We start from the raw sequence: 12,180 nt of genomic DNA, 5'->3' as shown, positions 1-12,180 counted from the left end.
CTTTAGGACACTGTCATTAATTCTTTTTGATTGTTTCTGCCATTTTTACAAATGCGTCATTATAATCTGCATCTTTTTTAGAGAAGATAGTCATCTTTACGATATTGTCTTCCTTTTTTACGATATAGGCGGTAACTTGATCTGACGTATTTTCAGCCTGCATGATGGATGCATCTGAAAGCCACTGCTGATCGTTGGACGCTTGAAGTTCTTTAATATCACTGTTGACAGCTCCAAGCTGTGCTTTTGTGTTCTCTTTTAATTGTTCCATATCCGAATCAGCTGGCAGGATTTCTATTCTCATGGAAATCTTATCGTTATCTTTTAAGAAAAGCATATCTTTATTCGGTTCTTCTGCCGTTAATTCGAAATCAGGCAAAACATACATGGAGTATCCTTGGTTATCGCTATTTACAAGCTTCGCGCTTTCTTCCTTCTGTTCTCCATTCACAGTGTAAGTAAGCAGCTGCTCATTTTTTTGTTCAGTGGCAGAATCGCCCGATGATTTATCGGTATTTTCGGTCTGTACAGTTTTTGGGGTTTGATTGGTTGTCTTTCCACCACTCACTTTGTCATCCGATTGTTCTGCAGTTCCGCAGCCTGCAAGCAATAATACTCCAACTAAACTTGGCAGAATTGCTTTTCCCCATTTATTCAAGTTCATCAGCCCCTTTTTAATATTCCGCTTTTGAAGATGGATTCCTCTATGCGGTCTCTTTCTATTATTGTAGACGAAATTTTGGATGTTTGGTTGCAATTTTAGAAAAATAATCAAACTGTCCTAATTTTTTTCAATTTAACTAAAGATTATGAAGGAATTCTAAGAGGAAAATGGGTATTTTCCCCTTTTTATTTTAAAGAGAGTAAGACTTAAGTCTTTTGTTCAAAATAAAAATCCTTAAATGAATTTATATTGAGGTGAAATCATGACAAAGTCCAAACAAGAGAAAGAAAGACAATGGAATGTACGAAAGAACAGCCAGCATCCTCATGGGAAAGTTTCAACTAAAAAAGAATTGTTTGAAGATGCCAAGGATAAATAAAGTGTGGCCAGCTTTACTTAATGAGGCTGGCCGTTTTTTATATATTTTTTACTAAATCCATCTAATGCCAACTTAGGTTTACTGCATTCTTCAGCCAATCGGTTTACATGCTCCAACAGGTAATCAATATCGAGGGGAAGCAATGCCTCGTAGTTTACGCCATTTAGAATATAGTCTTTGAACTCCCATATGGTTTCCTTAATGCTAGGAGATCCGTTCAGTACAATTTTATGGAGCGCTTTTATGATTTCAGTGATAACAGAAATATCATTCTTGCCATAATGGCGGATTTGGTAAAAGCTCTTATATAAATATTCGTTGAAATCAGGCTGTTTAAGGATAAGGCGTAATTGGCCATTTTTATAAAAATAGTCACCCGGAAGTGAATGATTTGAAAGCTTGGATAAAATCAGTCCCATTTGTTCTATGCAGTCTATAGCTGTATTCGGATCATTGATCGCTGGAGAAATCGCCCTCATAGCGATTTCGGCAAGTTTGCGGATACCGAGATCAATATCTTCAATCGGTTCTTTATCAGGTCCCAATTTGATGAAGCCCAGGTACTTTTCTTTATTGATTTCACTATTGGCAGCGATAATCGGGGTGCCTTTCAGTACATATTGACCCGTTGTGTAAAGGATTTTGACCGATGCCTGATCATTATCTGCTTGATTGATGATTGCATCCCTGTCGATCCTTTGAATAAATCCTCCTTTTAAAGAGTGGAGAATATATGTGAACCTGTCCATGCGATCACTATGATCATCGGATCCTTTTTGGTTTTCTTTTATGGGCAGGGAGGTGCGTATCCTCTCGCTTGTTTTTTGGGTGATTTGATGAATGAGATTGCTCACTTTCACCCAGTTCGCCACATGATGAACAAAGTAGACGAATACAAATACGCAGATGATGGCGGCAATGACCGCAAACGATGGAGATAAATAAAACTCCTGTTTTTTCCCGCCTTTAAGTAGAAGAAGAAGGATCAAAGTATAAACATAGCTAGATGCAAAAGCAGCTAACACCCGCTGTGTAGGTGTGTCATTAATAAGGTTCTGAACAGACCGCGGGGTATATTGTGATAAAAACGTCGTCAACACGACCAGGATGGATGAGAAAGTAATGGTAGTCATCGTTAAGATCGATGACGAAATCGTACTGATGATCGTACTGGCCAAGTCGAAATCCGTCAGAAAGATAGAAGGGATGACTTTTGACTTGCCATTTGCGTATAAAGCATCGATTAGATAGGTGCCGTAAGCTAAAATGACGGCAACTAATGTATAAACGGTTGGTTTGAACCAAAAGTTCTTTTTAAAGCTTGTCCAAAAAGAGTTTGTTTTCATAGGGTCCTCCTGAAATTTCTACTATAGAAATTTCCTTAAACAAGATAGTCTAAACATCCTAATAAAAAACCTGGGCACTCAAACCGCTTTTTGAGTGCCCAGGTTCAGTAAGGATTGCTTATCCGATAATTTTATAATTTTTATGGTTTACGACTGTTTTTTCTTCAAGCTCCAGTTCTCTGTAATTTTTCATGTAAGTAAGATCAACAATTACGGAATTTTCATTTATTTTTTCTACAATTCCTTGAAGACCATCTTTAAACTCAATTACATTCCCCACTTCTGCCTTTTTCAATGATTGACCTCTCCTTTGCCATCTTTTACTAATAGTTTGCACTACTTTTTTTCATCCGTAAAGATATTTTCGCTATTTTTAGAAAACTTAGGCTTTAAAAATTTTCTTCCCTTTCCTTAAAGCAAAAGGGACTTCATGTATAATATGTTTTAAAGGATCAATGGTTGATATGGGGTGAGATAGAATGAGTCAGGAAGATTGGGAATTCAAATTGAACGCCCTTCAAAATGGGGAACTGAAGGAATTCCAGGTGTTAAAAGAAGAATTTTTAGCTTTTCGGGAATTTTTGGTCAAACGCAGCGACTTTAAACATTTTCAAGGTACTGCACAAAGAGGCGGAAATGTAACTTATATATATTCAGATACGCCTCGCAGTTGAATACAGAATGAACAAAAACTGCCGGCATTCAGGCAGTTTTTTTGTTTGAAAAGAACAATTGAATTGGTTTCTAGAAATTGCTAGGGGTCTATCCATCCCTTGAGTTGAATGGATTGAGAGCTTCCTAGATTCCTAGGCAATCATTTCCTGCTGAAAACAATCACTATGGTTGTTAAGGTAATTGAGGGAAATAAATTGCCAGGAGGTAATAGTATGAAAAAACGAAATTGGATAAGAACAATTGCTGCAACGGCTATTTTGGGTACAACTCTCCTTTCAGCTGCATACGGGAAAGCAGATGCTGCTGAATCATCCTATTCTGTTAAAAAAGGAGATACTTTATGGAAGTTAAGCACCAATTCCGGGGTATCCATCAATAAAATAAAACATGTGAATAATTTGAAAAACACCATCATTTATCCCGGACAGCAATTGACGATTCCTCAATCGCTGACTGCATCCGAAAAAGATTTGCTTGCAAGACTTGTCACAGCTGAAGCTAAGGGTGAGCCATATGCAGGCCAGGTGGCAGTTGCCACTGTCGTGCTTAACCGTGTGGATTCAAATGAATTCCCGGATTCAGTACATGATGTCATTTATCAAAATTACAAAGGCCATTATGCATTTTCACCGGTTGAAAATGGGGCCATCAATCAGTCTGCCAAAGATGAAGCAGTCAAGGCAGTAAATGAAGCCATTGCTTACCGTGGAATGGGCAACGGATCATTATACTTCTATAATCCGGCCACTAGTACAAGTGATTGGATCTACTCCACAAAGACAATTCTGACAATCGGTCATCACCGATTTGCAAAATAAGCTTAAAAAACCTGAAGGGCAATCCTTCAGGTTTTTTATTTGAAAAAGGATTGAACTCTAGACAATTGTGCAATAAAGGAAGTAGAAGGAGAGTGGTATTTGTGTTTGAAGGCAAGGTAGTGATTGTCACTGGTGGAGCAAAAGGGATTGGAAAGCAAACCGCTGAAGCATTTGCTCAAAAAAAGTGCAAAGTAGTGATTGTTGATTATGATAAGGAGTCCGGCGATCAGACAGCAGCCTCGTTTCGCAAGAACGGCTGGGATGTCCAATTTCTCCACTGTGATGTGTCTCGGCTGGATTCTGTAAAAGATATGATGAAAAAAATAAATGAAAAGTATGGAAAAATCGATATCCTCATCAACAATGCAGGGATTTCTAAATTTCAAAATATCTGGGAAGTGACAGAACAGGACTGGACTTCTATCCTGCACAATAATTTAAGCAGTGTTTTCTATTGCGCGAGAGAAGCGGCCAGATATATGAAAGAAAATGGTGGTGCAATCGTTAATATTACATCGACCAGGGCATTTCAATCAGAGGCCAATACGGAAGGATATTCCGCTACAAAAGGCGGCATTTATTCATTGACCCATTCACTTGCCATTACCTTAAGCGAATATAAAATAAGAGTGAATTGTATAAGTCCCGGATGGATAGAAACAGAAGAATATGATCAATTAAGGGAAATAGACCATTTACAGCATCCCTCAAAGCGAGTGGGTAAACCGAGTGAGATCGCAAAGGCATGTATTTATTTTGCTGATCCGGAAAATGATTTTGTTACCGGAAGCAATCTGGTCGTTGATGGTGGCATGACGCGGAAAATGATTTACGAGCATTGATGAAAATATAAAAGATAGGTGCTAAAAGTGCATCACCTCCTAATATACTTTAATGACAACATTAGGAGGTGCAAGCATGGGTATTAAGCTTATAAAAATTTCAACGGTTTATTTTGCAATCGGGGTCCTGCTTGGCTATTATATGTCTTCTGTCCATTCCTACGATTTGACCCCTGTCCATGTCCATATAAATTTGCTTGGATGGACTGCATTGACATTGATTGGCATTCTCTATCATCTTTTTCCTCAGCTTGAGGCAAGTGCATTAAGCAAATGGCATTTTTGGCTTCATAACATCGGACTTCCTATCATGATGGCAGCGTTGGCCGGATTAATATCTTCAGGGAATGAAAGTCTTACTCCTGTAATTGCTGCAGGTGCAACACTCACGGCTGTTGGTGTGCTGCTATTTGTTGTAAACGTGTGGAAAAACCTTAAAAAATGAATAATGCATGTAATCTCCCTGCATCAAATCGGTGCAGGGTTTTTTGTTCCTCATAGAATTTGAATTTGTAATTATAGAAAAATTCCAAAGATTGGGTTATTGTTAAATATATAGAACTCGGAGAGGAAGTAACATATGGATAAAGAAATGATGAAGCTGAAAAATGAAATGAATAAAGTAATGGTCGGACGGGAAGGCGATATTGAGCTAATGATGATCGCACTTCTGCAAGGGGGGCATCTACTGCTTGAGAGTGTACCTGGAACAGGAAAAACATTATTGGCCAAAACGTTCTCGAAATCCATTAAAGCAGATTTTAAACGGATTCAATTTACTCCAGATGTCCTGCCAAGTGATGTCACGGGAATTCAATTTTTTGATCCGAAATCAAGGGAATTCCAACTTCGTCCAGGTCCTGTCGTCACTAACATTCTATTGGCCGATGAGATCAATCGTGCTACACCCAGAACACAGTCAAGTTTATTAGAAGCGATGGAAGAAAGACAGGTCACCATTGATGGAACGACCATCAAAGTAGAAGAGCCATTTATGGTGATTGCAACACAGAACCCTGTCGAATCGCAGCAGGGAACGTTTCCGCTTCCTGCTGCACAACTGGACCGCTTCTTCATGAAAATTAAGATTCCATTTCCATCGTTCCAGGAAGAGAAAGAAATCCTGAAACGGTTTAGGACAAGTGATCCTCTGGAAGAAGTAGAGGAGGTGCTGTCGACAGACGATATTAGGAAAATGAGAAAGCAGGTAAAAGAAGTATATGTATCAGATGATCTAGAAAACTATATTTTATATATCATCCAGGAAACGAGGACGCATTCTCTTATTGAAGGAGGCGTCAGCTCGAGGGCAGCATTGGCTTTGATGAGAGCAGCTCAGGGGGCTGCCTTCATACAGGGAAGGGATTTTGCCACACCCGGAGATGTGAAAGCACTTGCTGCGAACGTTCTTCTCCATAGGATGCAGCTGACACCGGACGCATCTCTTACAAAGTCGATTGAGGGAATCTTCCAGGAAATACTGGAACGTGTATCTGTGCCTGTTGAATCGGGGGCATGACAATGTGGAAAACGGACATAAATGGAGATAGGATTCTTAAAGTTGGTTTTACCATTTTTCTCTTGTTCGCCATCATCACTTTTTTTACCTATCAATATTTGCTGATGAGTGTATTCCTCCTGTTTCTGCTGTTCATACAATTGGATGATTTCTACTTAAGGAAAGTACCAGATAGTTTAAAGCTTAAGAATCAAATAAAAAAGGAGAAATTAAATCCCGGCGATCTTGAAAGCTGGAAGCTCGTATTTGAAAATCACAGACTTCCTATACTGAATGGACAAATTCTTGTTCAGTTTGATGAAAATGTCATCCCAATGCAAGGAGACTACCATTCCATTCAGTCCCTGGTAGAATTAACCATTCCGTTTTCCATATTGCCAAACCAAAGAAAAGAAATTGAAATTCCAATTGAAGCAGTCGAAAGGGGTATTTCCAAGTTAAGAAAGATCGAGGTTACAGTAAACGGATTATTAGGGGGCGGCTCCGTTTTATTGGAGTATGCCCATATACTCAGATCTGAAATCCTTGTCTACCCTGCAAGGAATACTATCCATCAGCATCAAGACAAAGAAAAGAACATGTCTGGCTTGTTCAGCATCCCCGCTTCCTTATTTGAGGACCCGCTGCAGCCGATTGGAACAAGGGACTATACAAGCTCGGACAGTTTTCAGCATATTCATTGGAAAGCTTCGGCCAGAATGAGTCAATTACAGACAAAAGTATTTGCAAAAACCACACAGAGATCCTGGATGATTGCATTGAATATCTCAGATGGATACTCCATTTCTAATGAACTTGAACTTATGATTAGACAATGTGCACAGCTGATTGACCATGCCTTTAAAAACGGGATTCCTTTTGCCTTAGTGGTGAATATCCGTTCATTTGGCCAGGCTCCTTATTTTTCTTTAGGACTTGGAGAAGGACAAAAACAATGGCAGAGAGCACTGGAGATGCTTGCAATGATTTCTCAGCAATCATTCACCATCCCATTCAGCAGCTTGCTGTCGCATCAGCTGGGCAGCCATATTCAAGTGTCATCCTTGATTTGCTTCGGAGAGGTAGCAGAAAAATCAAAGGCAGGTTTAACTTCCTTCCACCAAAAGGGGATTGAAGTATATTGCGTGAAGAACGATAACGGACAAGGAGCTATCATTCCATGGAATACCTCAGCAGTCGTCTAGCCGAAGTCAATTGGAAACGGTGTATTCAATTTAATGTTGCTTTTATGAGCGAAGTCATCTTACTTTTGATTTGCGTATTTCCAATATTTCTTATGACACATCAGGGCAGAGTTGTTTATTCAATCTTAGTATCCGTTTTTTTCGCGGTGCTATTGTCTTCCCTTTTCATGAAGGAAAGTCCTCGGCCATATATGATTATGATAATCCTCATCATTTTTAGTCTGATCGGTGGGATTCCTTGGTGGCTGATTGGGATTTTGCTCGTTTTTATCCAGATACGGGCTCATGCAGTCTTTGAGAACATTCAATATGAAGCTGTCAGTTCTAAAACGGCATCCTCTGCTATTTTCATAGGGTTATTCATTTACTTTTTCGCTAAAGCATACGATCCAGCAAGCCAAAGTGTCATTATCTCGCTATTGCTTCTTCAACTGTTCGTGTTTACATACGGAGCTTTTATTTCTCAAACAGTGAAAGGGTCTTCCGTTCCAGGAAAAAGGAAGATGGTTTTCATAATAAGTTTTGGCTACTTCGTATTGTTTTTGATTTCTTTAGCAGCCGTGCTGCTATTCAGTCCATATCTTCATAACAGCCTAAACTTAATTTTTAAGGGAGTCATTTATCTTCTTGGCTATATTTTCGGCCCCATTATGGAATGGCTGCGGACAAGGATGATTGAAAGGGAAAAATCCCAGCATGACACAACAAGTACAATAAAGTTCAATGAGGTAGAAGAACAGAAGCAGCTTCAGGGGCAGGGTGCAGAAAAAACGCCTGATTGGCTTGATGATGTTTTAATCCTCTTGTTTATTCTGATTATCGGAGGAGTCCTCTTTTATTTCAGGAAAAGAAAATTCATATCAAAGGAAGCAGAGGCTGAAACAGCAAATGCTGTTATAAAATCGGCAAAGAGACGAGAAATAGAGGGTGAAGATTATGAACAAAGTGCTTTTTATTATTCAAAGAGTGAAAACAAGGTAAGGGATCTTGTGGAGGAATTGGAGAAACTCGCTGCTAAAAAAGGCATGTCGAGAAAGGGCTGGGAAACCATCGGAGAATGGATGAATAATCAAGAAGTATCCTGCGATGCTGCTTTTATAGAAATTTATGAAATGGTGAGGTACGGGAATCGGGAAATAAGTGATGAAGAACTGGTGGAGTTTGAAAAAACCATCAAAGATGTAAAAAAACAAATGGAGTGCAGGGAAGTCCTTAAAAACAATTTTAAAAAGATGTCATAGTCTTTCCATAAATTGAAATAATAAATTTATGAGCAATACAATTGTCTTACATATAGGGACATGCTATCCTTAAAAATTGAAAGGGATAGCTCCCTGTTTTTTTGTATGCTTGCATTTTTAAGTAATTTGTTGACGAATCGACCAAGATTGGATACTTTAATGAAGCGAGCAAAATTATCTCATATAAAAGGAGTAGTTAAATATGGCACAAAAACAATTTACAGTAACAGCAGAAACTGGAATCCATGCACGTCCAGCAACATTATTGGTTCAAACAGCAAGCAAATTCAACTCTGAAATCCACCTTGAATATAAAGGGAAAAAAGTTAACCTTAAATCCATCATGGGTGTTATGTCTCTTGGTGTAGGCAAAGACGCAGAAATTACTATTATTGCTGAGGGCAACGATGAACAGGACGCTTTAAACAGCTTGGAAGAAACATTGAAAAAAGAAGGTTTGGCTGAATAATGTCAAGCATTCTTAAAGGAATTGCAGCATCTAACGGTATTGCAATTGCAAAGGCATATCGATTAGTCGAACCTGATTTAACTGTCGAAAAGCGCACCATTACGGATGAAGGTGAAGAGGTTTCCCGCTTCCAGAAAGCGATTGAAACTTCTAAATCTGAGTTAGAAGCAATCCGTGATAAAGCGAAGACAGATCTAGGCGAAGATAAAGCTGCCATCTTTGAAGCACATCTTCTAGTATTAAGCGACCCTGAATTGCTCACACCAATAGAAGACAAAATCAATACAGATCGGATAAATGCAGAATTCGCTCTTAAAGAAACAGCAGATATGTTCGTTTCCATGTTCGAACAAATGGATAACGAATATATGAAAGAACGTGCTGCAGATATCCGTGATGTAACAAAACGTGTCCTATCCCATTTATTGGGTGTTCAAATTGTAAACCCAAGCATGATTGCTGAAGAAGTAATCATAGTAGGGGAGGATTTGACTCCATCTGATACCGCACAGCTCAACAGAACTTATGTTAAAGGGTTCACAACTGATATCGGAGGAAGAACATCCCATTCAGCCATTATGGCACGGTCAATGGAAATCCCTGCAGTCGTAGGAACCAAGACAGCAACGGAAGAAATCCAAAATGGCGATATGGTCATCGTTGATGGATTAAATGGAGAAGTACATATTAATCCAACTCAAGAAGTGATCAGCCAATATCAAAAAGAATACGATAATTATGAAGCTCAAAAAGCAGAGTGGGCGAAACTTGTTAATGAACCGACCGTATCTAAAGATGGTCACCACGTAGAACTTGCTGCAAATATCGGAACTCCAAAGGATTTAAAAGGGGTTGTTGAAAACGGCGGGGAAGCGGTAGGTCTTTACAGGACAGAATTCTTGTACATGGGAAGAAATGAACTTCCTAGCGAAGAGGAACAGTTTGATTCTTATAAAGCAGTGTTGGAAGGAATGGGAGGAAAGCCTGTCGTTGTTAGGACACTTGACATTGGCGGAGATAAAGAACTTCCTTATTTGAATCTTCCAAAGGAAATGAATCCTTTCTTGGGATTCCGTGCCATCAGACTTTGTCTGGAGGAGCAGGACATCTTCAGGACTCAACTGCGCGCCCTTTTAAGAGCAAGCACTTATGGAAACCTAAAGATTATGTTTCCGATGATTTCCAATCTTCAAGAGTTCCGTGATGCAAAATCCATCCTTCTTGAAGAAAAAGCAAAGCTTTCTGAAAGCGGAGTAGATACAGCTGAACATATTGAAGTTGGAATCATGGTCGAAATTCCATCCACAGCAGTGATGGCAGATTTATTCGCGAAGGAAGTAGATTTCTTTAGTATCGGTACAAATGACCTCATTCAATATACCATGGCAGCAGACCGCATGAATGAAAGGGTATCTTATTTGTATCAGCCTTACAATCCAGCCATTCTGCGCCTTGTGAAGATGGTTATTGATGCGGCTCACAAAGAAGGTAAATGGGCAGGCATGTGCGGTGAAATGGCGGGAGATGAAATTGCCATTCCGATCTTGCTTGGTTTAGGTTTGGATGAGTTCTCCATGAGTGCCACTTCCATCTTGAAGGCCCGCTCCCAAATTTCCCGTTTGAATAAATCAGACGTTGAAAAATTGTCAGAAGAGGTTCTTCAACTGCGCACGAATGAAGAAGTCATTGAGGCTGTAAAAAAAGTCATTGAACTGTAATGAAACCGTTACAGAAAAAATGTTTTTAATTATTATAAATGGGGTAATTAATTAATGAGCTAACGGTAAGACGTTGAAAGCTTTTTATTCTCATTTCCCCCTATTTGATGGGTGGGGCCACTGGCTCCATCCAATTTTTTATGCTTGAAAAGCACATGCTCTATTATAGTATATGTAAGCGCTTTTTTAAAGAAAAATATCCAATTCATTTCTATGGGAATTGATCGGAATGCGAGTTTCTTTTGTTCTTGAAAGAAGGGTGCTAAAATTAATTGAAAATAATTTTTTTTATAGGTTTCAAAAAAGGATTGGCGGGTATACTATTATCAAGCATAAAGTTGGAGATTCTCACATACCCCCCTTTTTTTGAGACCTGTCATGATTAATCATGAACAGGTCTTTTTTTTACATACCTCAATTGGAGATGAAGACATGACAGGAAAAAGTATTGCTTTTATCGGCACAGGCGTTATGGGGAAAAGTATGATTATTAACCTTCTTAATGATGGATATGAAGTTAATATCTATAATCGTACGAAGGAAAAAGCAGAGGATTTAATTGAAAAAGGTGCTTTTTGGTGCAGTACACCGGGTGAGGCAGCCTCCAAGTCAGAATTGACGATAACGATGGTGGGGTACCCGTCAGATGTGAAAGAGGTTTATTATGGAAAAGACGGCATTCTTGAAAATGCTGCCGCAGAATCTATTTTGATCGATATGACCACCTCTACGCCTACATTGGCAAAAGAGATATATGAAGAGGCTAAAAAAAGAAGTCTTGTCAGTTTAGATGCCCCTGTATCAGGTGGAGATATCGGAGCTAAAAATGGAACACTTACGATCATGGTAGGCGGAGATCCAGAAGGATTTGATCGTGCCATGGAAGTCCTTTCAGTGGTGGGCCAGAATATTGTCCTTCAAGGTGGTGCGGGAAGCGGCCAGCATACAAAAATGTGCAATCAAATTGCCATTGCCACAAACATGATCGGTGTTTGTGAAGCGTTGGTCTATGCAGAGAAATCTGGACTTGATCCTAATAAGGTACTGGAAAGCATCTCATTTGGCGCAGCAGGGAGCTGGTCTTTAAGCAACCTGGCTCCAAGAATTTTAAAAGAAGATTTTAGTCCGGGATTTTTTATTAAGCACTTCATTAAAGACATGGGTATTGCACTTGATGAGGCTGAAAAAATGAATCTTGATTTACCAGGATTGAAAATGGCTAAAGAAATGTATGATCAGTTAAGAAATGCCGGAGAAGAAAATAGCGGTACACAGGCACTTTATAAATATTGGGCATAAAAGAAGCTGCATACCCTCTGTAATGA

Annotated in this window: 14 protein-coding genes; 11 read left to right on the top strand and 3 right to left on the bottom strand. The window is 39.2% G+C overall.

Annotated elements, in window-relative coordinates:
• Positions 1–16: 16 nt before the first annotated feature.
• Complete coding sequence (locus DFR59_RS01610; protein ID WP_114743880.1) at positions 17–658, bottom strand: hypothetical protein; 642 nt, start codon at positions 656–658, stop codon at positions 17–19.
• Positions 659–926: 268 nt separating this feature from the next.
• On the opposite strand from DFR59_RS01610, the gene DFR59_RS20355 reads away from it, so the two are divergent.
• Positions 927–1,043 carry a DUF6254 family protein gene (locus DFR59_RS20355; protein WP_245948346.1) on the top strand — a complete coding sequence of 39 codons (117 nt, stop codon included), beginning with the start codon at positions 927–929 and terminating at the stop codon, positions 1,041–1,043.
• 17 nt (positions 1,044–1,060) lie between these two features.
• Here DFR59_RS20355 and DFR59_RS01605 read toward each other — a convergent pair whose 3' ends face one another.
• Together DFR59_RS01605 and DFR59_RS01600 are read right to left on the bottom strand one after the other, a co-directional pair.
• Positions 1,061–2,389 (bottom strand): DUF2254 domain-containing protein, encoded by a 1,329-nt coding sequence (locus DFR59_RS01605; RefSeq protein WP_114743879.1) that lies wholly within the window; start codon positions 2,387–2,389, stop codon positions 1,061–1,063.
• Between the two features lie 118 nt (positions 2,390–2,507).
• On the bottom strand, positions 2,508–2,684 hold the full coding sequence (locus DFR59_RS01600) for a YkvS family protein (RefSeq protein WP_114743878.1): 177 nt from the start codon (positions 2,682–2,684) through the stop codon (positions 2,508–2,510).
• A gap of 184 nt (positions 2,685–2,868) precedes the next feature.
• Between DFR59_RS01600 and DFR59_RS01595 the strand changes: the two genes are divergently transcribed.
• From DFR59_RS01595 to DFR59_RS01550, 10 genes are all read left to right on the top strand, one after another.
• Positions 2,869–3,063, top strand: a complete 195-nt coding sequence (locus DFR59_RS01595; protein ID WP_114743877.1) for a hypothetical protein — start codon at positions 2,869–2,871, stop codon at positions 3,061–3,063.
• A 213-nt stretch (positions 3,064–3,276) separates the two neighbouring features.
• Positions 3,277–3,882, top strand: coding sequence for a cell wall hydrolase (locus tag DFR59_RS01590; protein ID WP_114743876.1), 606 nt, complete (start codon positions 3,277–3,279; stop codon positions 3,880–3,882).
• Between the two features lie 101 nt (positions 3,883–3,983).
• Positions 3,984–4,724 (top strand): SDR family NAD(P)-dependent oxidoreductase, encoded by a 741-nt coding sequence (locus DFR59_RS01585; RefSeq protein ID WP_211318506.1) that lies wholly within the window; start codon positions 3,984–3,986, stop codon positions 4,722–4,724.
• Between the two features lie 76 nt (positions 4,725–4,800).
• The gene (locus tag DFR59_RS01580; protein ID WP_114743874.1) at positions 4,801–5,169 is read left to right on the top strand and encodes a heme-copper oxidase family protein; all 369 of its coding nucleotides are present in this window, start codon (positions 4,801–4,803) and stop codon (positions 5,167–5,169) included.
• Positions 5,170–5,304: 135 nt separating this feature from the next.
• Positions 5,305–6,243 (top strand): AAA family ATPase, encoded by a 939-nt coding sequence (locus DFR59_RS01575; RefSeq protein ID WP_114743873.1) that lies wholly within the window; start codon positions 5,305–5,307, stop codon positions 6,241–6,243.
• A 2-nt stretch (positions 6,244–6,245) separates the two neighbouring features.
• Positions 6,246–7,427 carry a DUF58 domain-containing protein gene (locus DFR59_RS01570; protein ID WP_158538283.1) on the top strand — a complete coding sequence of 394 codons (1,182 nt, stop codon included), beginning with the start codon at positions 6,246–6,248 and terminating at the stop codon, positions 7,425–7,427.
• Between the two features lie 191 nt (positions 7,428–7,618).
• Entirely contained in the window at positions 7,619–8,668 is a 1,050-nt protein-coding gene (locus tag DFR59_RS01565) for a hypothetical protein (RefSeq protein WP_147278246.1), read from the top strand.
• A gap of 202 nt (positions 8,669–8,870) precedes the next feature.
• Positions 8,871–9,137 (top strand): phosphocarrier protein HPr, encoded by a 267-nt coding sequence (locus tag DFR59_RS01560; RefSeq protein ID WP_114743870.1) that lies wholly within the window; start codon positions 8,871–8,873, stop codon positions 9,135–9,137.
• Positions 9,137–10,855 (top strand): phosphoenolpyruvate--protein phosphotransferase, encoded by a 1,719-nt coding sequence (gene ptsP / locus DFR59_RS01555; protein WP_114743869.1) that lies wholly within the window; start codon positions 9,137–9,139, stop codon positions 10,853–10,855. The genes DFR59_RS01560 and ptsP overlap by 1 nt, the downstream gene beginning before the upstream one ends.
• 432 nt (positions 10,856–11,287) lie before the next feature.
• A complete protein-coding gene (locus tag DFR59_RS01550) occupies positions 11,288–12,154 on the top strand; it encodes an NAD(P)-dependent oxidoreductase (RefSeq protein ID WP_114743868.1) in 867 nt (288 codons plus the stop codon).
• Positions 12,155–12,180 lie beyond the last annotated feature (26 nt).

Source organism: Falsibacillus pallidus, from assembly GCF_003350505.1.
GTDB classification, from domain to species: domain Bacteria; phylum Bacillota; class Bacilli; order Bacillales; family DSM-25281; genus Falsibacillus; species Falsibacillus pallidus.
The sequence above is the reverse complement of the archived record's forward strand: the minus strand, read 5'-3'. Positions and strand labels throughout refer to the sequence as shown.